This window comes from Microcystis aeruginosa FD4, from assembly GCF_009792235.1.
Classification (GTDB): Bacteria; Cyanobacteriota; Cyanobacteriia; order Cyanobacteriales; family Microcystaceae; genus Microcystis; species Microcystis viridis.
The window spans coordinates 4,563,414-4,588,217 of sequence record NZ_CP046973.1; the positions used below are offsets into that span (position 1 = coordinate 4,563,414).

The 24,804-nt window shown below is 43.0% G+C and carries 19 protein-coding genes and 9 pseudogenes; 14 read left to right on the forward strand and 14 right to left on the reverse strand.

What is annotated here, in order from left to right:
- The first annotated feature begins 14 nt into the window (after positions 1 to 14).
- The 7 genes and pseudogenes from rplU to GQR42_RS22770 all read left to right on the forward strand — a co-directional run.
- Positions 15 to 404 (forward strand): 50S ribosomal protein L21, encoded by a 390-nt coding sequence (rplU, locus tag GQR42_RS22740; RefSeq protein ID WP_158201723.1) that lies wholly within the window; start codon positions 15 to 17, stop codon positions 402 to 404.
- Between the two features lie 34 nt (positions 405 to 438).
- Positions 439 to 708, forward strand: coding sequence for a 50S ribosomal protein L27 (gene rpmA, locus GQR42_RS22745; protein ID WP_002744094.1), 270 nt, complete (start codon positions 439 to 441; stop codon positions 706 to 708).
- A 71-nt stretch (positions 709 to 779) separates the two neighbouring features.
- Positions 780 to 999 (forward strand): annotated as a pseudogene (locus GQR42_RS22750) (RNA-guided endonuclease TnpB family protein); the annotation flags it as partial.
- A 127-nt stretch (positions 1,000 to 1,126) separates the two neighbouring features.
- Entirely contained in the window at positions 1,127 to 1,834 is a 708-nt protein-coding gene (locus tag GQR42_RS22755; protein WP_158201724.1) for an SIMPL domain-containing protein, read from the forward strand.
- A gap of 498 nt (positions 1,835 to 2,332) precedes the next feature.
- Complete coding sequence (locus GQR42_RS22760) at positions 2,333 to 3,220, forward strand: alpha/beta fold hydrolase (protein WP_158201725.1); 888 nt, start codon at positions 2,333 to 2,335, stop codon at positions 3,218 to 3,220.
- A 42-nt stretch (positions 3,221 to 3,262) separates the two neighbouring features.
- Positions 3,263 to 3,640: a hypothetical protein gene (locus GQR42_RS22765; RefSeq protein WP_158202554.1), complete on the forward strand. Its 378-nt coding sequence runs from the start codon at positions 3,263 to 3,265 to the stop codon at positions 3,638 to 3,640.
- Positions 3,641 to 3,700: 60 nt separating this feature from the next.
- A pseudogene (locus tag GQR42_RS22770) lies at positions 3,701 to 4,012 on the forward strand (YpsA SLOG family protein); the annotation flags it as partial.
- A gap of 360 nt (positions 4,013 to 4,372) precedes the next feature.
- Here the strand turns inward: GQR42_RS22770 and GQR42_RS22775 are convergent.
- Positions 4,373 to 4,594 (reverse strand): hypothetical protein, encoded by a 222-nt coding sequence (locus GQR42_RS22775; RefSeq protein WP_158201727.1) that lies wholly within the window; start codon positions 4,592 to 4,594, stop codon positions 4,373 to 4,375.
- Between the two features lie 348 nt (positions 4,595 to 4,942).
- Here GQR42_RS22775 and GQR42_RS22780 point away from each other — a divergent pair.
- Positions 4,943 to 5,988 (forward strand): annotated as a pseudogene (locus GQR42_RS22780) (ISAs1 family transposase).
- 472 nt (positions 5,989 to 6,460) lie between these two features.
- On the opposite strand, the gene GQR42_RS22785 reads toward GQR42_RS22780, so the two are convergent.
- Complete coding sequence (locus GQR42_RS22785) at positions 6,461 to 7,675, reverse strand: hypothetical protein (RefSeq protein ID WP_158201728.1); 1,215 nt, start codon at positions 7,673 to 7,675, stop codon at positions 6,461 to 6,463.
- A 196-nt stretch (positions 7,676 to 7,871) separates the two neighbouring features.
- Positions 7,872 to 8,423, reverse strand: a pseudogene (locus GQR42_RS22790) (ISL3 family transposase); the annotation flags it as partial.
- 138 nt (positions 8,424 to 8,561) lie between these two features.
- On the opposite strand from GQR42_RS22790, the gene GQR42_RS22795 reads away from it, so the two are divergent.
- Positions 8,562 to 9,625 (forward strand): ISKra4 family transposase gene (locus tag GQR42_RS22795; RefSeq protein ID WP_158201729.1). Its coding sequence is split into 2 segments (ribosomal slippage): positions 8,562 to 8,718 and positions 8,718 to 9,625, totalling 1,065 coding nucleotides; the frame shifts between segments, so codons are not numbered across the junction.
- A 54-nt stretch (positions 9,626 to 9,679) separates the two neighbouring features.
- Here the strand turns inward: GQR42_RS22795 and GQR42_RS22800 are convergent.
- The 3 pseudogenes from GQR42_RS22800 to GQR42_RS22810 all read right to left on the reverse strand — a co-directional run.
- Positions 9,680 to 10,337 (reverse strand): annotated as a pseudogene (locus GQR42_RS22800) (transposase); the annotation flags it as partial.
- Positions 10,338 to 10,371: 34 nt separating this feature from the next.
- Positions 10,372 to 10,530 (reverse strand): annotated as a pseudogene (locus tag GQR42_RS22805) (transposase); the annotation flags it as partial.
- A gap of 68 nt (positions 10,531 to 10,598) precedes the next feature.
- Positions 10,599 to 11,616 (reverse strand): annotated as a pseudogene (locus tag GQR42_RS22810) (IS4 family transposase).
- A 399-nt stretch (positions 11,617 to 12,015) separates the two neighbouring features.
- Here GQR42_RS22810 and GQR42_RS29140 point away from each other — a divergent pair.
- Positions 12,016 to 16,563, forward strand: a complete 4,548-nt coding sequence (locus GQR42_RS29140) for a cadherin domain-containing protein (RefSeq protein WP_233271136.1) — start codon at positions 12,016 to 12,018, stop codon at positions 16,561 to 16,563.
- Between the two features lie 110 nt (positions 16,564 to 16,673).
- Positions 16,674 to 16,793: pseudogene (locus GQR42_RS30155) on the forward strand (bluetail domain-containing putative surface protein); the annotation flags it as partial.
- Positions 16,794 to 16,969: 176 nt separating this feature from the next.
- Here the strand turns inward: GQR42_RS30155 and GQR42_RS22830 are convergent.
- Positions 16,970 to 17,290 carry a type II toxin-antitoxin system RelE/ParE family toxin gene (locus tag GQR42_RS22830; protein ID WP_158202556.1) on the reverse strand — a complete coding sequence of 107 codons (321 nt, stop codon included), beginning with the start codon at positions 17,288 to 17,290 and terminating at the stop codon, positions 16,970 to 16,972.
- Between the two features lie 9 nt (positions 17,291 to 17,299).
- Positions 17,300 to 17,590: a type II toxin-antitoxin system Phd/YefM family antitoxin gene (locus tag GQR42_RS22835; RefSeq protein WP_002774149.1), complete on the reverse strand. Its 291-nt coding sequence runs from the start codon at positions 17,588 to 17,590 to the stop codon at positions 17,300 to 17,302.
- 76 nt (positions 17,591 to 17,666) lie between these two features.
- Between GQR42_RS22835 and GQR42_RS30160 the strand changes: the two are divergent.
- Positions 17,667 to 17,771: pseudogene (locus tag GQR42_RS30160) on the forward strand (bluetail domain-containing putative surface protein); the annotation flags it as partial.
- Positions 17,772 to 17,899: 128 nt separating this feature from the next.
- Positions 17,900 to 18,223 (forward strand): HesB/IscA family protein, encoded by a 324-nt coding sequence (locus GQR42_RS22840; RefSeq protein ID WP_158201730.1) that lies wholly within the window; start codon positions 17,900 to 17,902, stop codon positions 18,221 to 18,223.
- On the opposite strand, the gene mraY is transcribed toward GQR42_RS22840, so the two are convergent.
- Genes mraY through mutT form a run of 3 tightly spaced genes read right to left on the reverse strand, consistent with a single transcriptional unit; the run spans position 18,224 to position 20,019 of the window.
- Positions 18,224 to 19,291 (reverse strand): phospho-N-acetylmuramoyl-pentapeptide-transferase, encoded by a 1,068-nt coding sequence (mraY, locus tag GQR42_RS22845; RefSeq protein ID WP_158201731.1) that lies wholly within the window; start codon positions 19,289 to 19,291, stop codon positions 18,224 to 18,226.
- Positions 19,292 to 19,336: 45 nt separating this feature from the next.
- Positions 19,337 to 19,600, reverse strand: coding sequence for a DUF3134 domain-containing protein (locus GQR42_RS22850; protein WP_158201732.1), 264 nt, complete (start codon positions 19,598 to 19,600; stop codon positions 19,337 to 19,339).
- Positions 19,597 to 20,019 (reverse strand): 8-oxo-dGTP diphosphatase MutT, encoded by a 423-nt coding sequence (gene mutT, locus GQR42_RS22855; protein WP_158201733.1) that lies wholly within the window; start codon positions 20,017 to 20,019, stop codon positions 19,597 to 19,599. Before mutT ends, GQR42_RS22850 begins: the two co-directional genes overlap by 4 nt.
- A gap of 103 nt (positions 20,020 to 20,122) precedes the next feature.
- On the opposite strand from mutT, the gene GQR42_RS22860 reads away from it, so the two are divergent.
- Positions 20,123 to 20,446: a 30S ribosomal protein PSRP-3 gene (locus tag GQR42_RS22860; RefSeq protein WP_158201734.1), complete on the forward strand. Its 324-nt coding sequence runs from the start codon at positions 20,123 to 20,125 to the stop codon at positions 20,444 to 20,446.
- A gap of 504 nt (positions 20,447 to 20,950) precedes the next feature.
- On the opposite strand, the gene atpC is transcribed toward GQR42_RS22860, so the two are convergent.
- From atpC to bchI, 3 genes are all read right to left on the reverse strand, one after another.
- Positions 20,951 to 21,367, reverse strand: a complete 417-nt coding sequence (gene atpC / locus GQR42_RS22865) for an ATP synthase F1 subunit epsilon (RefSeq protein WP_002786547.1) — start codon at positions 21,365 to 21,367, stop codon at positions 20,951 to 20,953.
- Positions 21,368 to 21,441: 74 nt separating this feature from the next.
- Entirely contained in the window at positions 21,442 to 22,890 is a 1,449-nt protein-coding gene (gene atpD, locus GQR42_RS22870) for a F0F1 ATP synthase subunit beta (protein WP_002786548.1), read from the reverse strand.
- Positions 22,891 to 23,720: 830 nt separating this feature from the next.
- On the reverse strand, positions 23,721 to 24,794 hold the full coding sequence (gene bchI / locus GQR42_RS22875; RefSeq protein WP_158201735.1) for a magnesium chelatase ATPase subunit I: 1,074 nt from the start codon (positions 24,792 to 24,794) through the stop codon (positions 23,721 to 23,723).
- Between the last annotated feature and the right edge of the window lie 10 nt (positions 24,795 to 24,804).

A 24,804-nucleotide genomic window follows, 5' to 3' on the forward strand; every position in this document is an offset into this window, starting at 1 on the left:
AGCGCAGAAAATTCATGAGTTACGCAATTATTGAGACCGGTGGCAAACAGATTCGGGTAGAACCCGGTCGCTATTACGATATCGAACTTCTTCCCGTCGATGAACAAAGTACCCATACCATCGACAAAGTGCTATTAATCCATGATGAGGATGATATTAGCATCGGCCAGCCCTTTATCGAAGGGGCTACCGTGGCAGGGACTGTCATGCAACATCGTCGGGGCAAAAAAGTTATTGTCTATAAAATGCGCCCGAAAAAGAAAACCCGTAAAAAACGCGGTCATCGTCAAGAAATTACCCGTTTTATGATTGATTCAATCAATTATAACGGTAAGACCCTAACTGCTGCCGCTGCTACCTCCGGCGCTGAAGTTGTAGAAGATAGTAGCGACGAAGAAGAATAACTTTTACGATCAAAAAAGCATTTGGAGAGAAATTATGGCTCATAAGAAAGGTACGGGTAGTACCCGCAACGGACGCGATTCTCGTTCCCAGAGACTAGGCGTTAAGCGCTACGGTGGTCAAGTGGTAAAAGCGGGAAATATTCTCATCCGTCAACGGGGTACTAAAGTTCACCCGGGTAAAAATGTTGGTCGTGGTGGCGATGATACTTTATTCGCTTTAATTGATGGTGTGGTCAAATTTGAATACAAGGATAAAAGTCGCCGTCAAGTTAGCGTTTATCCTGCTGAAGTTAGTGCTAGTTAATCCCATCAACCCTGAGGATTTTTTTGACTGTAACCTCCTAATTAATACTAGGAGGTTTTTTCAGATAATTTATATCGTCTAGAACTCATGAATGCAAGTGTGGATGTATTTTAGATCGAGATGAAAACGCCGCTATCAACATCCTTAAAAAAGGGTTAAGTACCGTAGGGCATAGGGGAACTTTCGCGGCTCGACCCGATAAACGCTTGGGGAGAGAATACCTCTACTTTTTCAGAAGTAATTCTGTCTAAGCAAGTAATCTCTTTGAACCAAGAATCCCCGTCGCTTTAGCGCGGGGAGTGTCAATAGAGCTTAGTCACCAATTTTCCGAAAGTGACAGAAAAGGGATAATCTTCCACTCAATTGCCCAAAATAAAGACTAGAATCGAGATATAGTATCGATCGCTAGAGATTTTTGATGAATTACAAAAAATTTTGCTTGGCTTTTTTGCTGTCCCTTATCCTCATCAACACCGGATTAGTTATGCCTAGTTACGCAAACGCAAGAGAATTGAGGACAATTACCGTGACGGGAGAGGGAATAGAAAATATCGCCACTTCTAAGGCAATAGTGCGCTTAGGGGTAGAAGTTCAAGGCAAAGAAGCGGGTAAGGTGCAGCGGGAAACCGCCAATCGTAGCGATGCGGTGGTTAAATTTCTCCGTTCCCGTCAAGTGGAAAAATTGGAAACCACCGGCATTAGTTTACAGCCCAATTACGATTACAGCAACAACCAAAGACGTTTAATCAGTTATATCGGGGCTAATTTGATTAGTTTTCAGGTTGATATAGCCCAAGCGGGGAGTTTAATCGATGAAGCGGTGAAAGTCGGGGCAACACGCATCGATGGGGTGAGTTTTACTGCTGGAGAATCAGCGATCGCAGCTGCCCAAAGAACCGCTCTCATCAAAGCCACGGAACAAGCTAGAGAACAGGCGACAATCGTGTTACAAGCCCTCGGTTTAGTGCCGAAAGAAACGGTCTCTATCCAAGTGGGTAATGCCAGTAATCCCGTGCCAATAGCCCGCTCAGAAGCGGTTTTTCGGAGTGCCGATGCTGCCAGTAGCCCGGTTATCGGAGGGGAACAAACCCTGCGCGCTGCCGTCACCCTCGAAATTAGCTATTAGTATCTGTAGCTAGAGACAATAGACCTCTTGCAAAAATCAAAAATTGTTGTTAGGGTTAGGAGTCAGTAGTCAGTAGTCAGGAGAATTAAGAATGAATAATAATCAATTAAATGGTCTATTTAAGGATTTTATGCAATTTAATCCTTATTTTTACCGTTTTTGAACCCTCAAAAATTAATTATGCAAGAGGTTTAATTAGGGTTTGCGGCAAAAAGTTTGTTGGTGGGGTTAGGAGTCGGTCGTCTCCGAGTCGGTCGTCTCCGAGTCGGTCGTTTCAGGCTTTTTGTACCAGTTTATCTACTACAGAAAGAATAATGCTAGGTTTTTGAATGTCCCAATCCTATATTCGCAGCATGAACATCGGATTTTAACAGGTCAAAAGCCTTATTTTAAAAGGGTTTTACCATTATTCAGCCAGCCCTAATTAACTACACATATCTAAACACCTCTTGCCTCTTGCCCCTTGCCTGTTGCCTCATCAAACTTTCGCCCTCATCCGTGAATTATCCTAACTTTTTACCCACTGTTAGCGAGGGATTGAGCGAAGATACCTCCCTTGCTCTCCTCGAAAATATCCAACAAATTGCCATCGATAGCCCCATCTATCCTCGATCGATTCTAACTACCTATAGTCAACAAGGGCAAGGTCAACCGCCTTTTCTCCTCCTGCACGGTTTTGATAGTTCCCTGCTGGAATTTCGGCGTTTACTACCTTTCCTCTGCCAAAATAGGGAAACTTGGGCGATAGATCTACTCGGCTTCGGTTTTACAGAGCGATACCCAGATTTGGAAGTATCTCCCACAACTATTAACAGCCATCTTTACCATTTCTGGCAAACTGCGATCGCCGAACCGATAATTTTAGTCGGTGCTTCCATGGGGGGTGCAGTGGCCCTCGATTTTGCCCTCTCCTACCCGGAAATAGTGACGAAATTAGTTCTAATTGACAGCGCAGGACTAGCTAATCCCCCGGTCTTGGGTAAATTGATGTTTTCTCCCCTCGATAAGTGGGCAACTAATTTTTTAGCCAATCCCCGCGTGCGTCAAAATATCAGTCGTACTGCCTATTTCGATCCAACTTTGGCCACTGTTGATGCTTGCACCTGTGCTAATCTGCACCTGAATTGTCCCCACTGGAGTGAGGCTTTAATCTCCTTTACCAAAAGTGGCGGTTATGGGGGATTTTTGCCGAAATTAAGCCAAATAAACCGAGAAACGCTGATTATTTGGGGAGAAAACGATCGAATTTTAGGCACAGAAGACGCAAAGAAATTTCAGCAGGCCTTACCCAATAATCAACTGGTCTGGATTCCTCGCTGTGGTCATGTTCCCCATCTCGAAAAACCAGAACTTACCGCAGCCGCGATAGTTAAATTTGCGAGCTAAAAACTTATAATGGGATTATTTGACGCTATAGTGCCAACTTTTATGAAATTTTTGCCGATCGCTCTGGCTGCATTCAGCCTTCTGGGTTTATCTGTCAATATTCCTGCTACCGTAGCCACACAACAGCTTTTTTGTCAAGGCCGCATGAATAACGGTTGGTCCTATTCGGCAGAATTTCTTAATGGACGTTTTGAGCGCATTCGCTGGACGCGTTCCGGTCAACCCCCCCAAGTGTCTAGCCTTAGTTTTAAAAATACTAACAACAAAGGACAACCGATTTATCGTGGCAGTTTATTCGCCGCAGTCAGTGTGACTCTGATAGACTTATCGAAAGGAGATGTCCGTCCCGGTTCGCAAATTTCCGTGGGAGTGGAAGAATGGGGTTGGTCGCGGGGAAACTGCGGTCTTTCTAACCGATAATTCTGGTAACTATCGTCATTTCAGTAATCGGTTAGCGGACAGTCATCACCACAACCAGCACAACGGACAGAATGGAATGTGCGAGATAGTTCAGCAACTTTAATCTTTATTTGTGAGCGATCCCAACAATTTCCAGCCAGAACAAAATTAACCTATGATCTGGCTCTTCAGTGGCATAAATCAGTGCTGAAAGTGGATATTGATCGAGACAATTTATTCAAGCTGCCCAGAGAATGGAGCGGCAGTTTAGGTGATTTTGTTTTGAATGTGGCTGGTTTCAGAGAAAGTGAATGTCCCGGAATATATTCGGCCACCAAAAAAATTTTACCAGAACTACTAAACCAGTTTTATGATCAAAATCTAAGTACCTAAGCAAAATTAATTACACATCTAAGCCGCTACTCCGTCAGCTTTTTGCTGTAATCAGTAAACAGTAATCAGTGATCAGTAAAAAGTAATCAGTAATCAGTAATCAGTGAAAAGACAGGAGGAAACTTCTATTTAATACTGCACACTTAAAACTCAAATCTGATAACTGATAACTTACCCACTGATAACTGATAGCTGTCTCGGAGTCTCCCGTCTCCCGTCTCGACTAGGAAATTAATTTTGCACGACTATCTCCCATCTTCTGACTAAAGACTGAATTGATTCTTCTTGGACGAATGCAATTCGCCCCTAAATTGCCCCACATTAGTTGTTCTGTAGAGGCTGATGGGATAGTCTTGCCAATTATAACCCCAAACGCTCCTTTTGGCGGGCTTTATAAGAAGCTAACAGCCAGATAGAGCCAGAAATCAAAGAAGGAGCAAGGACGAAAAAACTGGCCATGGTCACGGGATGTTCCCGGGCCGACACCGAATAGATCATCACGGTAAAAATTAAGCCACAGTAAGCTAGTCCTAGGAAGGGGATGCCAATGACCAAAACGGCGAATCGAGTATCTTTATCCATAAAATATCCGGATTGCAGCGAAAATTTAGCTGATGGGTTCCGTTTGCCCCTATGTTTACTTATAATCTTCCTTCTGCAATTGCTTGGGGAAAAATAAGGTATTTTTTAGAATTAGGCGGTGATTATGGCAGTTATCTTAATGATGAGGTACGTTTCGTTTTGGGGAGTCAGTAGTCAGGAGTCAGCTTTTTAGCCGTCAGCCGCTACTCTGTCAGCTTTTTTCTCGCTTCTCCCCACTCCCCTACTCCCCCACACCCTAGGGCTGTTTCATTCTCCCATCAGAATATCAAAAGTAAAAGCGATCACTGTCTTTGTAAAATGAGAAGTGACCGCCAACTTTTTAAATATATGTTGAGCTTAATAGAAAAACTAAAACAAGTCAATGACTTTCGGAAAGATAAAGGAAAAAGACACCATTTATGGATAGTATTATTAGTAATAATACTGGGAACAATGCTAGGATACTCAGGTTAGAGAGAGCTAGGAGAGTTGGCTAAAAATAATCGGCACAGGCTCAGTCAAGAATTTAACATAATTCCAGAAAGAGTCCCATCCTCTTCAACAATTAGAAGGGTAATGATGGGAGTTCAATGGCAGAGTTCGTTAAGAGTATTTAATGAATGGGCATTACAAGAATATGGACGAAAAGATGACATAAATTGGCTAAAAATAGCTGGAAAAAGTCTCAAAAACACCCTAGAGAATCCTAACAATGAACAACAAAATTTTATCATGTTTGTCTCATTGTTTAGTCAAGAAACTGGCTAAGTATTACACTTAAAAAGAATCGAAAACAAAAAAGTATCTGAAATCGATGAAAGTCAAACTATAATTGAGGATTGCTCTCTCCAAAATAAAGTTTTTACTGGCGATGCTTTACAATGTCAGAAAAAAACAATCAGCTTAATAATCAAGAGTAAAAATGATTATGTTATCACCGTTAAAGGAAATCAGAAAAATCTTGATCAGCGAATACAAGACCTGAGTAATTCCTCAAAGGCAGAAAGTTGCCTTCTCGAACAAGATAATAGTCATGGTCGAAAAATATCAAGAAAAATAGAAGTTTTTAAAGTGAGGAAAAATGAAAGACAAGGGTTGGAAAATTTGCGAAGACTTATTAAATTAGAAAGAAAGGGTAGTCGCGGGGATAAAACTTATGAAGAAACAGCTTACTATATCAGTAGCCTAACCGAATCCGCCCAAGTATTTGCTGAAATTATTCGAGGACATTGGAAAATAGAAAATCAGTTACATTGGGTAAAAGATGTAATTTTTGAGGAAGATAAAAGCCAGATCAGTGATTTTCAAGCGGCCAGCAATTGGTCAATTCTCACAACTATAGGATTGAATCTTTTCCTTTGGGGTTTCTCTCAATAACAGAGGGACAGAGGTAGTTAGCTGAACGTTGGAAAAAACTGATAGTTTTATCGACGTAAGAAGCAGAAAAATTAGCTAAATTAACAGGATTTAATCTCAGACAATTTCAAGAGAGATAGGCTTTTAGTGGCTTGGGAAGAAGCTTTATCAATCTCTTCATAATAAATATTGGCAGAAGATTAAAGATTAGTTATTATGAATAACTCTTTTGATTAGAAAAAGATAAACTTGAGAATCTTCGGTAAAATTTATTGACTCAAAATCAGCTGTACTTAATTTAAATGAAACAGCCCTAGATTTTGAGGGGGTCAATTACCTAATTTTCAGGGAAAAAGTCCCTGAATTTTCCCCTTGATCACTCCTATATCCGGTACTTTTTGATTGGCAAAAGGTCTAAAAGTCTTACCCAACAAGGTTTTTAGATTTTTTCAGCAAGCCCTATTTAAGCTCTTATTTAACGGTGGTGGGCAATGTCCATCCCGGGAAAAACTACGGGGTGAGCGATATCGGTCTTCGGGCATTTAAACGAATCCCGCACGGCCTGTCGCTCCAGGAGCGTGCGAGCCGGTAATCGGTAGAGCGCCCCGTGGTTTTGTCCTTAACGGTGAAAGTGATCGAGCCATCTGACGACTGTTCGATACTGGCCGGTCCCTCTAGAAAAGTCCCCTCTGGAACGGTAGCGACCGGTTTGAAAGCACCTTGTATTTCCACAAAAAGAACCTGACGGGTAATTCCCCACAACGGCTCTTTATCAACTTTTTGAAACAAACTCAACCAACTTCTGGCGAGTGTCTTCGGAACAGAGATACCTATCACCAGTGGCCCTGCTTTGATTTCCCTCAGAAAAGGATCGCGGAAACCACCAGCGTTAGTTACGAAAGTTCTCCCGGAATCAGTGCTGTGGATGTACCACCCAGTTATAACGTTCCGACTCCGCGCACTTTCTCCTGAAAGTATGGTGGTGACAGTAATCCCATCGTAAAAGAACAACTCATCTTTTATGCCTCTGAGCAAAATACCTCGTAATTGCGGGACATCGTAAACGGGGTGAACAAGACTAGCACCCCGTGCGATCGACCCCATCTCTTTCGCTTCTCCAGCAATGATCTCGAAGGTGGTAAGGGATGATCGTCCCCAAAATGTAGCGCGATGACCAGTGATAAATACGCGCTCCAACGCACGGCTGTAAACTCCCTGAGCGAGGATACAGTTACCCCAGAAACGATGCCAAAACGAGCAGGGTCGCTCGTAGAGTTCGGGAAGTGCCTTCGGTGTGCCAAGGGTAGGGGGATTGGCTTTCAGATCGAGCCGGGCTATATAATCGATTTGTCCTCCATCGATCCAGAGCCAACCATCTTGTGTCGAAACCAGAGCCTCAATCTGGCCGTAATCGTATTGCGGGGCCCTCACCGATACAAGAGGTGTGGTCGCGCCACTCCGCTTCAGTAGCAGGGTATCGACACCGGAGACGACTACCTCCAACGATTGGCCCCGCGTTGGGATTGTTACTCGTGCCGGTTTATTCGGGGATAATGTTAATCTCGTCTCTGGTTTTCGCTCTACCGGTGAGAGGCAATATTTATCTAAAGGTTCGGCTATAACTCGCGGAACGTTAGCGACGAAAATTAAAAAAAACAATCGAAAAATAGGTCGCCACCAATTCCGATAATCATCCTGACCACCCCAAGAATGGCTAAATAACATAAGCGGTTTCTCCCGACGCTGATTGTCAGCCTTCTCGACTTGTCCTTAACCTACAGTACCACTACCGGCAATCCCGAAGTTGAGCAACCGACCACACATCATCAGGTAAATTAAATCAAGTTTGTTGTGCTTAATTAGTAAAACTTATGCAAAAAAATAAGGATAACTTAGGCTCTTCGTTACCCTTTATGCTAAATCAACAGACAAGATGCCAAGACAACATACTTCTAACCCAAAAATTCCGAAAGTTTCTAAAGCCATAGGCTCTCCGTTTTATTAGTTTAAGTTTATTGTTGATTCCCTCGACCACCCCATTCGTTGTCCTTTGCTCGAAATAACTAATGATTTCTCCAAACCAGTTTCGGATTGTTTGACAACTCTTGGTAAAAACACTGGAGGATTTTGCCAACCATTCCGAGATGGATAGCATTCCCTCTGTCGGATTCTCTGAGGTTTCATAAATCTTTCTAAATTCTTCCTTTAACTCGTGCATCTTTTTTAAATTTGGCAAATTTTCTTTGATAGCTTCTAGTTTGAGTTTTTGGGGTTCCGTTAAATTTTCTTCATTTTTTAACCGACTATATTTACTTCGCTTTAAAACTTCTAGTTTTGCTTCTTTTTCCGCTTTTTTTTTATTTTTCTGCGCTTCTACGGCTCTTTTTTCTGCTCTTCTCTGTTCATCTAACTCTTGATTAATTTGTTTCATGACATGGAATCTATCGGCGACTACCTCGGCCGATGGCGGGAGCATCTCACTTATGCAATGAGTATTAATACTTATAGCCGTCAAAAACTAGAAAATCTTCAACTTGAGCACAAAGAGAAATGAGATTATAATAGTTATAACTCACAATTCAGAATATAGCTCGATGGGAGGAACAATCCAATGTTATCAGAAAATGAAAAAAGAATTCAAGATTTATCCCGAGAGTTGGGAGCTTGTCTCTATGAGCAATCCCAAATTAAGAAATTTAATAACTTGGGAGAGATAGAGGAGACAGTCAGAGATTTAATGATTCATTATGTTAACCCAGAAATCGGTATTTTTTTATCAAAACAACTACAGAAGAAACCGCCAGTCGGACGAGAAAAGTGAAAAGTATTTTGGGGGAATTACCAATTACAGAAAAACAAGCGAAAAAATTAGAAATAAAGTCTCGGACTCAGATGAGTCCAATGTTAGAGAAGAACTGTTTGCTATTAAGTGGCGATGAATCCTATGAGAAATCAGCCCAGAAAATCAAATCATTGACAGGAATTGCTGTTTCTCACAGTACCCAACAACGCCTCGTACATCGCTATCATTTTGAAGAATTACCGTCTAACCTAGAAGTCGAAGTCGAAGAAATGAGCCTAGATGGCGGTAAGGTACGACTAAGAACTGCCAAGGGAAAAGCCTTAATTTGGCGTGATTATAAAGCAGTGAGTTTTCATCAACTGGGGGTAGCGGCTTTTTTTCAAGATAACTCAGCTTTATTAGATTTGGTTAATTCTCAAGTTTTGGCCAAGCCTTTAATTTGTTTAGGAGATGGACATGATGGTATCTGGAATTTATTTCGTGAGATAGGAGAGAAACAGGAAAGAATTGAAATTTTGGACTGGTATCATTTAATCGAAAACCTCTATAAAGTTGGCGGTTCATTCCAGCGAATTGAGGAGGTAAAATGTTTTCTATGGAAGGGGGACGTGGACGCCGCTATCTCTTGTTGTGAAGGATGGTCAGAGCCGCAAGTTGAGAATTTTATTACTTATTTGAACAAGCATAAACATCGAATTGTCAATTATGGTTATTTGCAGGCAGAGGGTATTTCCATTGGCTCTGGCTCTGTTGAATCAAAAATTAAACAAATTGCTCCGAGTCTCAAAATTACTGGTGCAAGTTGGGAATCTGGTAATGTACCGCAAGTCCTTCGTCATCGCTGTGCTTATCTAAATGGTTGCCTTTTTTAACTTTTTTATTGATCTCATTAAGCATTTCTACTTATTGCAAAGGTGAGATGCTCCCGCCGATGGCATCAATTCTTTCACCAAATTTTTATAGGGCAACCAAAGGTCTATGCTGACTTCTTCAATTTGCTCTAACACCTCTTTTCCCCATCCCGTAAGCGTTTCCCTCAATTCAAGAGTGTGTTCGCTTCTCTAGAATAGCTATTAGTTTTCCCGTATCTAAATTTACTAAAACCGCACAATAATTTTTTTGTCCTTTGACTAGAGCGATTTCGTCAATTCCTAGTCTTTTTAATTTCGATAGGTCTGTCTCTGTAATTTCTTCAGCTATGTCCTCTATCATTCTTTGAATCTCTTCTTCCGTTACGTCATTTCTTCGGCTAAAATTTAAAATATCTCCTTCTTTTAATTGTTCGAGTATATTCTCGGCTAGTCTTTTCGTATAGGTTCGTTTCTTGGCGACAAAATCTAACTCTTCGCTCAAGGGTTTTCGACAATTATCGCACTTAAATTGACGACGATTAACTTGTAGGTACACTGGTTGTCCTGAGATTGGTAAATCTTTGACTAAATGTCGATGATTTTGGTGTAGTTTATCGCTCTCTAACCCACAATGAGGACAGGTTGCTTTTTGATTTTTCGATTCGATTCGGCAAACTATACCGATATTTTCTAGGTGTAGATAGCCTTGAATAGACGTTCCTTTTAGGTTCAAAAATTTGTGGCTCTTCGTTACCCTTTATGCTAAATCAACAGACAAGATGCCAAGACAACATACTTCTAACCCAAAAATTCCGAAAGTTTCTAAAGCCATAGGCTCTCCGTTTTATTAGTTTAAGTTTATTGTTGATTCCCTCGACCACCCCATTCGTTGTCCTTTGCTCGAAATAACTAATGATTTCTCCAAACCCAGAAATGTTGAATCTCGTAACAAAACTTTACATTTAAGAACATGACAACCCCAGAACGCCATTTTTCAGATTGAATAGACAATTTTCCTAAACCAGTGTACATAGCTGATATGTTGACACATAAAACTCTGTAAATAGCGCAATTTATCTAATAAGCTTTTGCCAAATACTTCTTCAATATCTATTAGCTGCAAAATTAAATAAGCGATGATACAGCTATAAATTTGTATCCGAATTCCTCTCTCGTTTTTTGTGATTAAACGGTCAAGCTTTAGGTGCATTTTTAAGAACTTCCAAAGAAGTTCTATTTGCCATCTTTGTCGATACATTTCGGCAATTTCCTCATTACTTACCCCCCCTTCTCCTTCTAAGGGTAAGTCCGTCGCTATCCGAAATTCACTTTTACTTTCTAGATCACAAAACTCAACGATTCTTACCTCTACTTCTCTTTTTTCTGCTCCTAGCTTGCTCTGACCATTTTCCAGCATTTCTAGCTTCATATCATTTTTTACCCTTAAAACAAAGTGCTTGTCTTTTTTCTCTAATAATTTTCTGATTCTTTCATTAGAAGAAAAGCCTCTGTCCATTACCCCAACTCCATTTACAGGAATTTCTTCTATAGTTTTTTTCCCTTATGAGCGAGTCATGTCCTTGACCAAAATTGATCACAATCCCCCCCACTTCTGTGGTGATACTATTTATTCCACAAAATAATTTTACTTGATGCCATCCTTTTGTCCACAACAGTTTACTTGTCAGTGAGATTATTGTCGAGTCAATTGGAAATAAAGCTTGAGCTGCTTCTTTTCCTTTTTTGTTTACTAAACTTTTATTTAATTTATTGATGATTTTCTCAAATGGTTCTGTCTCTCGGATTTTACTCGCCTTAGAAAACGTTGACGTATTGACATTAATTCCTTGCATTTTCAGGCGTGCGCTTAAGTCTCTCATGCTGACGATACTTTTATCCAGCGCAAAACCTATCCAACAGGACACAAAAGTAAATGTACTTAATGCGGGATAGTCATTTTTGGGGAGTGGCTTGAGAAGCTCTTTCATTAGTTTTGGGAAAATTGTTAGCATGGCTTATTCACATTTATTGGTGTACATTTACTTTGTTTTCTTATCTATAATATCAAATTTTGTACGACTTTTTTCCACGTTCAACACTTCTGGTATTAATCTATTTGTGCCTTAAGTTTTTTCCTGTATGAATTTCAGCTACTTTTGAGCGTAGTTGCTCTCATCGAATTTTATTTTAAGTTAATTATTTGCATAACAATTCCCGAAGAGCCATAACTTATATGTATTGACGATACAAAAAAATGCTCTTAGGATAGTGGCAGGGATTAATTAAAGAGTTGACGGTCTCCGATGGAGATCATTTACAATCCTCTGAATAAATAATAAGAACAAAGTAAATTGTGGGCGATGCTCACTCTACAAAATCTTCTGAGCAAATAAAATCAAAATAATTAAACTATGTACGATCCCATTGAAATCACTAAACTTTTCGTATTCGGAACAAACAGTCCATCACCGGATGACTACAATCAACACATTAGGCCGACAGGGGCTACCCCCGCATCGATTCCCTACAGCATGAGTGATTATATGACGGGCGGCGGCGGGCGTTTCGCCTATCCGTCACTGTTCGGTGCCGTAGAAAAGTTTTTCACTACAGCTATTCCTGATGGTACCTATTCTTACAGTCAGATAGCCACCCTTCTCGGTCTGTCCGCGAGCGATCTAACAGTTGGAATCTCTCAGTACGGGACAGGCATCGGTAGTGCCGATCATGCAGAGCGTTCATACATTTTCGGTAGCACCAGTTTTAAACTTGACACGTCGGGAACCACCTTCGAGGTTGTTGGCGGTGTCAAGACTATCAAAAACATGGAGGTGCGTGCTTTTGATGACAATTTTGACTTTACGGCAGGTAATCAACTCGCCCAATTAATTAACAATCTTTTTCTTGAGCCGACTTTAGATCCCTATGGATTGGGACGCGGGCCGGTCGATATTGTTTTTAGTGGGTCGGGAAAAACTTACGCTAGTTACAGTCAGACCAATTTTGCGACCGATGAAGGACGTGAGGGCGAGGTGAGCGTTATCGGTAGCTTGTCACGTCCTTTCAAAGATGCCGCCGGGATTCTCAGTCTCCCAAGCTCTTACCTATCGAACATCGCCTCAGATTCGTTCCTGTCTTTTAAGCGCGGCGATTTAAAAGTAATTTACGGAACTCCTGGAAACGATAATCTTAACTCATTTGATGCGGAGTTGAGCTTGGATGTTTATTTCGGGTTTCTAATGGTCGGAGGCGCTGGAAACGATACACTGAACGGCGACCCATTTGCCGATGAGCTTCAAGGAGGCGAGGGCAGTGACGTTTTGAATGGCGCTCTCGGAAACGATACTCTGATTGGCGGCGTGGATAACGACACCCTGAACGGCGGTCTCGGAGACGATCTCTTCATAGGTGGCACAGGCGATGACAGTATAGACGGCGGCTCGTTCCTATTCGGACTTTTCGCGGGAAACGACCGCTCTCAATATATAGGTACTTTGGCTGACTACGATGTCGAGTTTCTGCCCGACGATACCGTCCGAATCCAGGACAAGGTAAGCGGCCGCGACGGTACTGACATCCTTAAAGGTGTTGAGGTCGCGGTCTTCTCCGATAAATCGATCAATCTCCGGCCCGGACAGGATATCGCCTTCGTGATCGACACGACCGGGAGTATGTTCGACGACATCGACGCGGTGAAGTCGAGCTCCAGCCAGATTATCAACGCAATTTTTGACGGTGAAGGCGGCTTTTTAGATTCTCGGATCGCCGTAGTAGGTTATAACGATCCGGGGACAAACACTTTTCTGAACTTTACTGACCAACCGAAGATAGATGACAGAAAGACAGCGGCCATCAATGCCATTAATAGCATTTCAGTGGGGGGCGGCGGTGACTTTCCTGAATTAGTCAACTCGGGATTGCTCCGTGCCTTGTCTGGTGGTGCTGGCGAATGGAACAAAGAAGCGGTTTCTCGTTCGATCATCCTGTTCGGCGATGCGCCACCCAAAGATACTGAACTTCGTGCCCAAGTGCTTCAGCTTGCTGCCAATATTGGTGTCTCAATTCCTAGCACACTCACGTCAATGTCTATCGTCGGTGACATCGAAACCAGCAGCGTTACAACAGGTCTCACCGCAACGCGCTTTTTTGTCTCAACAGTGGACACAGAAGGAACTGAGGAAACATTTCCTGTTCAAATCTTCACGATCTTGATCGGCAACGACCCGACAACAGCCGCTGATTTTAACAGTCTCGCCACCGAAACAGGCGGGAAGGCTTTTACCGCAGCGGACGCGGGAGAAATTGTTACCAAAATCTTAGAAGTGATCGACGAAGTTACCACAATTGTCACCTTAGCTGTCTCTCCCAGCAGTGTGAATGAAGATGGGACAACTAACTTAGTCTATACCTTCACTCGCACCGGAGCCACAACTGATGCTTTAACCGTCAACTATACAGTTGGGGGGACAGCAACTTTTGACACAGATTACACCCAAACTGGTGCAGCAAGTTTCACAAGTACAACCGGGACAGTTACTTTCGCTGCTGGTTCATCAACTGCGACTGTCACAATAGACCCCACTGCTGATACAACTGTTGAAGACGATGAAACCGTAACTTTAACCCTTGCTTCTGGAACAGGTTATGCCATAGGTACGACTGACGCAGTTGTGGGAATCATTACTAATACTGATACTGATACTGAAACTCCTAGTAATCAAGCTCCAACAAATTTAGCATTAAGTGCCACTACAGTAAATGAAAATGTTCCTGTTAACACAGTGATAGGAACATTTTCCAGCACAGACCCCGATACCGGTAATACCCTTACCTATAGCTTAGTTGCAGGAACAGGAGATACAGATAACTCAGCCTTCTCGATTGTAGGGAATCAATTACAGATTAATAATTCCCCCGATTTTGAAACCAAGAATAGTTACAGTATTCGGGTAAAAACCACCGACCAAGGGGGACTAAGTTTTGAGAAAACCTTGACAATTACTGTCAATGATGTTAATGAAACTCCCGGTAATCAAGCTCCAACAAATTTAGCATTAAGTGCGACCACAGTAAATGAAAATGTTGCTCCCAATACGGTGATAGGAACATTTTCTAGCACAGACCCCGATACTGGCAATAGCTTTATCTATAGTTTGATAGCAGGAACAGGAGATACAGATAACTCAGCCTTCTCGATTGTGGGGAATCAATTACAGATTAATAATTCTCCCGATTTTGAAACTAAGAATAGTTACAGTATTCGAGTTAAAACAACTGACCAAGGAGGACTAGGTTTTGAGAAAGTCCTGGTCATTACTGTTAATGACCTCAATGAAACTCCTGGGAATCAAGCTCCAACAAATTTAGCATTAAGTGCCACTACAGTAAATGAAAATGTTCCTGTTAACACAGTAATTGGAACATTTTCTACCACAGACCCCGATACTGGGAATAGCTTTATCTATAGTTTGATAGCAGGAACAGGAGATACAGATAATACAGCATTCTCGATTGTAGGAAATCAATTACAGATTAATAATTCCCCTGATTTTGAAACCAGGAATAGTTACAGCATTCGAGTAAAAACCACCGACCAAGGGGGACTAGGTTTTGAAAAAGTCTTGGTCATTACTGTTAATAATGTCAATGAAACTCCTGGTAATCTTGCTCCTACAGCCCTAATTTTCCAAAATGCTGTCACCGAGTTAGCTGAAAATGTCGATGTCACCCCAGAATTTAAAGTCGCCGACCTCCTGATTGAAGATGATGGTTTAGGAACCAATAATCTCTCCCTCACGGGACGGGATAGGGAACTCTTCTTAATTCGGAATTCGGCTCTTTTCTATGTCGGTTTTGCTCCTAATTTTGAAGCTCAAAACAGTTACGAAGTCACTGTGAATGTGGATGATCCAACCGTTGGTGTCACCCCCGATCTCACCCAAACCTTGACTTTAAACATCACCGATGTCAATGAAGCTCCCACAGCCCTAATTCTTGCCAATAGCACCAAGGCGATCGCTGAAAACAGCGATACCAGTCAAGGTGTAAAAGTTGCCGATATTCAGATCACTGATGATGCCCTGGGAACAAATAGCCTTTCTTTGCTGGGGAACGATCAGAGCAGTTTCCAGATTCGTGGCCGGGAATTATTCTTCATCGGTAAGGCCGATTTTGAAGCCCAATCCCTCTATAATCTGACGGTGGCGGTGACGGATACCACCCTCAAACCGGCTCCCAACGCCACGCCAGACGCAACGGTTAATTTCACCCTAGAAATTACCAATCTACCCGACCAAGCCGTTAATCCCCAAACCCTCCAATTTAACAATAGGGGTGATGGACAAGGTTCTCTGGTTTTCAACTTTAGTGACTTGCCCGGTAGCATACAGGTCAAAGCGATTGAGGAAGGACTTCAACAGACGGGAGCTTTCTTCAATAACGTTGTCGGTCTCTATCCAGTGGCCGATGATAACGGAGCCGTTTTTGACAGCCTCGATTTAGATGGAGATGGCAACGCAACAGAGTTAATTCAACCCAGTCAAGCGGGTTATGCGCGTACCGCCTTAAGTCAAGCGGTGAATAACTTCATTTTACGGGCCAGTGGGGAAGGGGCAAACCAAAGCACCACCGCCGCTGAATTTGGGGATGTGTTGTTGGAAGGGGGGCGACGCTACGCACCCTTTGTGATTGCCAATGGGGGCAATCTGGGAGGAAGTCTGCAAGGGAGTATCCAAGCATTTTTATCCAAAAATCCCGATAACGTGGCGGCTACCCTAGAAAACTATATGACCCATGAGGTGGCCTACTTCTCCTTTGGGGCGGCAAATCCCGATGGGGCGGAACATTTACGGTCAAGGGGGAATAGTATCTTTGGCTTTGAGGATTTACCGGGTAACTTACCCAATATCAGCGATAACGACTTTAATGATGGGATTTTGGCGTTTAATTTTATTGCTTAATCGTCTTTTGTTGGTCTGACAAACCTTTTCCTCTGGGAGTTGCGGGTGGTTGTCTTTTTCTAACTGCGAATCGCCGTCATTTGTCGCCCCACAGGACTCATTGCCGTTTTCTGATTAATGATAGCACTGCGGGCTTCCAATCCAGCAATGATTTATTAATAAATATCACTGGATTTACTGGCACTTTACCAGCTTTAGGGAGCATTACAGTGGGTAATTTCTTTGTTTAATTAATACCATTTTTCTAAAGTAATGGCAGAGATGGTTAATTACCCTCACCCACAACCCCTCTCCCTTTTTGGGAGAGGACAGTAAGATTTCTGCTACAAATAAAGAAAAATGTATAACCTTACCTATCAAAACTTTGCCGTCACAATTTAGGACAACAATGGTATGCCATGGACCTCTACTCTTCTTCATCTTCTTGACTTGACAAAGGCTTTTGTGCAACGTGGCGCACGAAAAGAATCTGCACAATATCGCCAGTGATGGTAAAGAGAATTCTGTAGGCACTACGTCCCTTACCATAAATAAGTTGTCGGATTTCTTCCTCGAAGAAATTATTTTCAAAAGCAAGTGAACAACGGTAAGGCATTTGCTCTAGTGACAGAATTGCTTTGTACAATCCTTCTAGCCACAACCTCGCTTTTCGAGGAGAATCTTTACTGAACCACAGATAGGCTTTTTCAATTCCCTGTTGTGCTTGCTGGTTGTATGACCACTTGATACTTTTGGCTCATGGAGAACTGTCCAGTTTATCGAACAATTCAGAGAAGAATTCCTCTGCCTTCTTACCTTTGCCTTGCTTCATCTCTTCAAGACCACGCTTGACTCCTTTAAGCGTCTCAACCAATTCTGCAGCTTCAAGAAGTGTCTGATAGGATTCCGCATCCTGCACGACGAGTGCTGCTTTCCCATCAACCGTAAGCACCAAAGGGTCTTTGGTTTGTTTGAGATGCTCTATGAACTGGGTCGTGTTTCGTTTAAACTCAGTTAGAGAATGAATGTCTTTTGAAAGGTTGAGCATTATCCTAGCAGACAAAACGCATTTAACTATATGCTACCTTAAATTAAGTCCCCTGTGACAAATACCCGCTCCTCTCACTGCTGGCTTCCAATCCAGCAATGATTTATTAATAAATATCACCGGATTTACCGGCACTTTACCAGCTTTAGGGAGCATTCCGGTGGGTAATTTCTTTATCTAAGTGTCTAAGCTCTCCTTCTAAGTCACCTAGAAAACGGGTTTCTCCGAGAAACCCGTTTTCTGTGTTACAACAACTATGGTATAACTTCTCAATAACTTGATATTATTATTACAATAGTCTCAAAAACAATGATCGAATTAAGTCCCGCTGCCGCTAGAGAAATTGAACGTTGGAGTCAAAGCCGTCGCCTGGGGGGGTCTTATCTGCGTTTGGCCGTAAAAAACGGTGGTTGTTCGGGACTTCACTACCATCTCGAATTAACCGATATTGCGGCAGAAAACGATCGCTTTTATCAAAGTCAGGGTATTAATATTTTAGTCGATCCTGACAGCGATCGCTACCTACAAATTTTTAAATTAGACTATTCAGAAGATCTCATGGGTGGTGGTTTCCGTTTTACCAATGCCAACGCCCAAAATATCTGCGGTTGTGGTCTTTCCTTTAGTGCCTAATTAACTACTCCAAATAGCCAAGGCAACTAAAACCGCATTAACCAGATAAAATGCTCCCACAATCCTGGTTTCCGTCCAACCACTTAATTCTAAATGATGATGAAAAGGAGCCATTTTTAACAATCTTTTCCCCTTGCCATCGGGTTCTTTTGTGGCTTTATAATAGCTAACCTGAGCGATTACCGAAAGAGATTCCAGAAAGAACAGACCACTAATTAAAAATAATCCCCAGAGATGTCCAGTAATTAAACCCACCGCAGCTAAAGCACCTCCCAAAGCGAGGGAACCCGTATCACCCATGAACACTTTAGCAGGGTTGCGGTTATGAAAAATGAAGCCTAGACAAGCACCACTAAAACAAGTGCAGAAAATCGCTAAATCCGGATGACTAGGAGCGATAATAATACCTAAACCCAGAAAAGCGATCGCACCTGTTCCCCCCGCTAATCCATCCACCCCATCGGTGAGATTAGTGGCGTTACTTTCAGCCACAAGGACAAATCCCGCCAAAATCCAGAAGAAAAAGCCCAAAGGAATCACTAATCGACCCCAAAGGGTGATATCGGTACTCACCTGATTGACCAACATCCAGAGGCAAAAAAGCACCGCCCCCGTTATCTGTAAAATTAACTTCATCTGGGGAGATAGGCCTTTATTCGACTTATAACGCAGAATTTGCCAATCGTCTAACCAACCGATACCCATGTAAACAAAGGTCAGCAAAGCAACCGCTACCACATTAGGAGTGAATTTAGACCAGATTAAAGCGAAAATAAGGGCTACTGGCACAAAAAAGCTGCCTCCCATTGTCGGGGTTCCTGCTTTCTTTAAATGAGCTTGGGGGCCATCTTCGCGCATAATCTGACCCATTTTCAAGCGCCGCAGCATCGGCACTACCCAGCAACCAAGACCACCACTGATTAATGTTGTGGCCATCAGGGGGGGTAAAAGGGAATTAGTGGACTGAAAAAAAACTACTAACAGAAATAGTAATCCCGTTAGTAGAATCAGGAGATGGGTTCCAGTGGGTTTTTTAAGAATGGAAGCGGAAAAAAAGTTAGCGTTCACGACTAAAGCGCCAGATAAGGGGAAAATTTGCCAAAGAAGACGGGATTAATCTTCATCTAAGACTAATTCATCCTCGTCGTCATCATAACCGATATCATCGACATCCATCAGTTCAGATAGTTCCACATCTTCTTCGAGAGTGAGATACGGTTCGGCAATTTTATCCCGGGGAATCATGCGATTATTTTTTTCTAACCACTCGACAATGGAAGCGTCTTTTTTTAGGGGAATAACCGCGGCCGGTTCGTAGCGGGGTTCTTGACGAATAGAAGGATTAAGCATAATCACTCGACGATTAACAGCAATCATTTCGAGTTTACCATGTCTTTTAAGGCTCTGATAATCTCTTGATTGGCCGCGGGGAAAGTGTAATTATCTAGTTCCTGGATAGTTACCCAGCGGATTTCTTCACATTCGATCGCTCTCGCTTGGCCGGTTAGATAACGACAGTTATATACTTGTAGATTAACCCGAAAATGACTATAGGTGTGATCGATAGTGATTAAATGACTATCAACCGCGATTTCAATGCCAATTTCTTCTAATATCTCCCGTTTAATACATTCTTGTACCGTTTCATTGCCTTCGATTTTGCCACCGGGGAATTCCCAAAAACCGCCCAAGAGTCCCTTGGCCAGACGGCGATCGATTAAAATTAAATCTCGATCATCTCTAATTACGGCCACACCGATTTGTTTACGGGGTAAAGAGTCTGTTTCTGGAATCATAGCGGTTATTAGCGAAAAAATCGGAAAAAATGGTTAAAAACTGACTTCGTAAAATTGACTCAAAAGATGATACAATGGAGAATTGTACGATTAACGATTAACAATGACAGTCAGTTCCGAATCAAAGTTTATTTTAAAAGTATTGTGGTTAGATCAAAACCTAGCGATCGCTGTGGATCAGGTGGTCGGCAAAGGAACTAGCCCCCTGACCGCTTATTTTTTCTGGCCGCGTCATGATGCTTGGCAACAACTGCAAGAGGAGTTAGAAGCAAAACACTGGATTGATGAGTCCGATCGCGTTGATGTTCTCAACAAAGCCACAGAAGTAATTAATTTTTGGCAAGAATTACGCAATCAAGGCCGACAAATCACCATGGCCGATGCACAGTTAAAATTCCCCGAAGTTGTTTTTAGTGGTAGCAATTAATTTCTAGCAGTTATCTTAATGGGGAGCGACAAAATCTCCAGTTTTAGGCAACGGAAAACAGGAAACGTTTTCACTGATCACCGATCAGGAGGAGAACAGCGACTTCTTAATAACACTATTCACTGAAACCTCAAATCTGATCACTGATCACTGATAAGGGACTTGCGCTTTGATAATGTACCTTTTGGGCGAACGCAGTTCGCCCCTACATTGTGGGCAAAGTCCGTTACTGTAGGGGCGCAAGGAACCTGCGCCCTCCGATTCGCTCAGGTTTGCCGATCACTCTAAGTAAGGGGAGAGCCTTCGAGAGTCCCCTTCCAATAAGGGACTTGCGCTTTGATAATGTGCCATCTGGCTGGTCTGATTCTTCTACAGAGCGATTTTCAAAGCTGGGATATTATTCCCACGCAAGTCCCTAACCGATCACTGATAACTGAAAAAGAATCGGGTAGGTTTATATAAACCCGCCCGATTTTGCTTTAATTTAATTTGATTTGGTTGGGTTTAAACCGATACTAAACCGCCGGCGGCCTGGTATCTAGCGCGAGCTTTGCGCCATGATTGTTGCGCTTGGATAGTTTTGCGACGGTCATCCCCTTTGCTGGCTTCATCGAGACGAGTTTGGGCCTGTTCGTATTCGGCGCGAGCTTTTTCCTTATCGATTTTTGAGCCTAATTCCGCCCCATTAACGAGGACTTTGATCTCATTATTTTCGACTTCGGCAAAACCGCCCAAAACTGCGATATTTTCCCAGTCTTTCCCCGGTCGAATTCGCATTACGCCAATATTCAGGGCAGTTAATAAAGGAGCGTGACCGCTAAGAATACCTAATTGTCCTGTGGAACTGGGTAGGATTACTTCTTCGGCCACGTTATCCCAGACAATGCGATCGGGTGTAATAACCCGTACTGTAATGCTCATGGGTGATAATAACGATAATTTTGGCAGATTTCTGGGTTTAGTAACCGCGTTTAGCGGTTACTACTGACTTTTAATTAGCCTTTTTTGAGTTTTTCGCCTTTAGCGATCGCTTCATCGATACTGCCAACCATATAGAACGCTTGTTCGGGTAAGCGATCGAGTTCACCTTTGAGGATCATCTGGAAGCCTTTGATCGTATCAGCGAGGGTAACGTATTTACCAGGAGAACCGGTGAACACTTCGGCCACGAAGAAAGGTTGCGAGAGAAAACGCTCAATTTTGCGAGCGCGGTCAACGGTGAGACGATCTTCTTCCGATAATTCGTCTAAACCGAGAATAGCGATGATGTCCTGTAACTCTTTATAGCGTTGCAGGGTAGATTGGACGGCGCGAGCGGTGCCGTAGTGTTCATCACCGACGATATCAGCTTGGAGCATGGTGCTGGTGGAACCGAGGGGATCTACCGCCGGATAGATACCTTTGGAAGCCAGACCACGGGATAGTACAGTGGTTCCGTCCAAGTGAGCGAAGGTAGTAGCAGGAGCGGGGTCAGTCAAGTCATCTGCGGGTACATAGACCGCTTGGATAGAAGTGATCGATCCTTCTTTGGTAGAGGTGATCCGCTCTTGCAGGTCGCCTACGTCAGTGCCGAGGGTGGGTTGGTATCCTACCGCAGAAGGCATCCGACCGAGGAGCGCCGATACTTCCGAACCAGCTTGCACGAAACGGAAGATATTATCAACAAATAAGAGTACGTCTTGCTTGTTGACATCGCGGAAATATTCGGCCATGGTCAAAGCGGAGAGACCGACGCGCATTCTCGCTCCGGGGGGTTCGTTCATCTGACCGTAAACGAGGGCGATTTTCGATTCTTCGGGGTTATCAGCGTTGATTACCTTCGATTCGATCATCTCGTTGTAGAGGTCGTTTCCTTCGCGGGTTCTTTCCCCCACACCGCCAAAAACCGAGACACCACCGTGTTGAATGGCGATATTGTTGATTAATTCCATCATAATGACGGTTTTGCCCACACCAGCACCCCCAAAGAGGCCGATTTTGCCACCTTGACGGTAGGGGGTGAGCAGGTCAATTACCTTGATACCAGTTTCAAAAACCGTCGGTGTTACTTCAAGATCGACTAATTTGGGAGCGGGACGGTGAATAGGAGAGGTTTCAGTGACGTTAACCGGTCCTTTTTCGTCCACGGGTTCACCAAGAACGTTAAAAATCCGACCGAGGGTGCATTTACCCACGGGAACGCTAATCGCTGCGCCGGTGTCCACGATATCCATACCGCGCACTAGACCATCGGTGGTACTCATGGCAACGGCGCGCACTTGGTTGTCACCGAGTAACTGTTGTACTTCACAAGTAACGGATAAATTTTGACCGGCGGAGTTAGTTCCTTTTACGGTTAAGGCATTATAAATACGGGGCAGGTTGCCACTGGGAAATTCGGCATCGATGACAGGACCGATGATCTGGACGATTTTACCAACGTTAGTTTCTGTTGTCGCTACCATTGTTTATGTCTACTCTGGGTTTTAGCTGATAACTCCCACAAGGGGAAAGTCTTAATTTTTTGTAAAATTAGCCAATACTCAGCTTATCACGCTAGGGGATCAGATCAGTTATCAGCGATCAGTTACCAGTGATCAGATTTGAGGTTTCCGTGGACAGTCTGAGCGGTGATCGCTATTCAATGGCAATTTTCTGCTTACTGGTTACTGATCACTGATAAAAAGTAAGGCAGGCCTTAGCCTACCTTAAAACAAAGCGAGGTTGATCAACTTTGGGGATACCGATGCAGTGGATGGAATTGGTCTATTACCATATATTGTCGATTATAGCAAGGGTTTTGCTGGTTGTATAGATTCAATTAACAAATAATTGTTAGCTTGACCATAGAGTTTAGTCTATATGTCGAGCCGCAAGAACTATCTCCTGTCAAATTTTGAAGGGACAACTTTAGAGCCGACATTCCGCACATCTTCATATACTTTTATATATTTTTACATTCCCCAAGATGTTTTGACAAAAAACCTTCATTGTAGAAACTACTATTGAGAACATTTTCAATCATTGATTTTTTCTGAGAAAGAAATTTACAATTCTTCACCTTGATAAAAATCCCTGATTGTAGCTATAATCGTTACTGGCAAAGAGTTGTCAGCAATATATTAGTAAAAATTATCAATTGAATGTTAAGAAGTGCGGAAAGTGGGTCGACATTCCCCCAGAGGATAACAGCGGTCGATAGAACTCTAGCTTATTTGCCCACATCTACTGCTTTTTGGTCTTCATCTCTAAATCCAGTCAAAAACCCTCTCTTCGGGGAGAGGGTGAATTAGATTTAGGAATTTTCCTCTAATCCAAAAACGCGATTAAAAGCTTTCAAAACTTTATAACCAGAATCGATCGATTCTAAGGGATCTTTCCGCAAACGGTGACGTAAACAGAGAACAATTACCCGACGGATATCATCTACCGTCACAGTTGTCCGTCCTTCCAAAGCGGCCAGAGCTTTAGCGGCGCGATTGGTAACGATATCGCCGCGCAATCCATCCACGTCTAACTCGGAACAAACCTCGGAAATTTTCACCCGCAGATCGTAATCAAGCTCAACGGACGGCAAAAGATTTTGGGCCTCCACTAGCTTTCTTTGCAGTTCTTCCTGTTCTAAGTTGTATTTATCTAAAAACGAGATCGGATTGCCATCAAATTCCGCACGCTGTTCCACGATTTTGACCCGTAGAGGTGGTTCTTTGACGGTGTGAATCTCCGCGTGCATTCCGAAGCGATCGAGCAGTTGTGGGCGCAATTCTCCTTCTTCTGGGTTGCCCGATCCCACCAAAACAAACCGGGCCGGGTGACGGATGGAAATTCCTTCCCGTTCCACCGTATTCCAACCACTAGCGGCCGAATCCAATAGCACATCGACGAGGTGATCGTCAAGTAAATTGACTTCATCCACATAAAGAATGCCGCGGTTAGCTTTGGCCAGCAAACCCGGTTCAAAAGCTTTTACCCCTTCTGACAGGGCCTTTTCGATGTCAATCGTGCCACAGACCCGATCCTCCGTCGCACCGAGGGGCAGATCTACCATAGTGACTTTTTTCTTGGCAATGGTCAAGGGAATGGCTTCATCCACCTTTTGCCGCACCTCATCGCTCATTAAATCGGGATCATTGGGGTCAGAATTAAAGGGATCGTTAGCAACTACGTCAATTTCTGGTAAAAGGTCAGCTAAAGCCCTAATTGTGGTCGATTTTCCCGTACCTCGATCCCCCATAATCATCACCCCGCCAATTTTGGGGTCGATGACGTTGAGCATTAGGGATAATTTCATTTCTTCCTGGCCGACAATAGCGGTGAAGGGAAAAACCACGCGGCGAGTTTTCGGAGGAGCTTGGGGAGTCACGGTCATAAGTGGATTC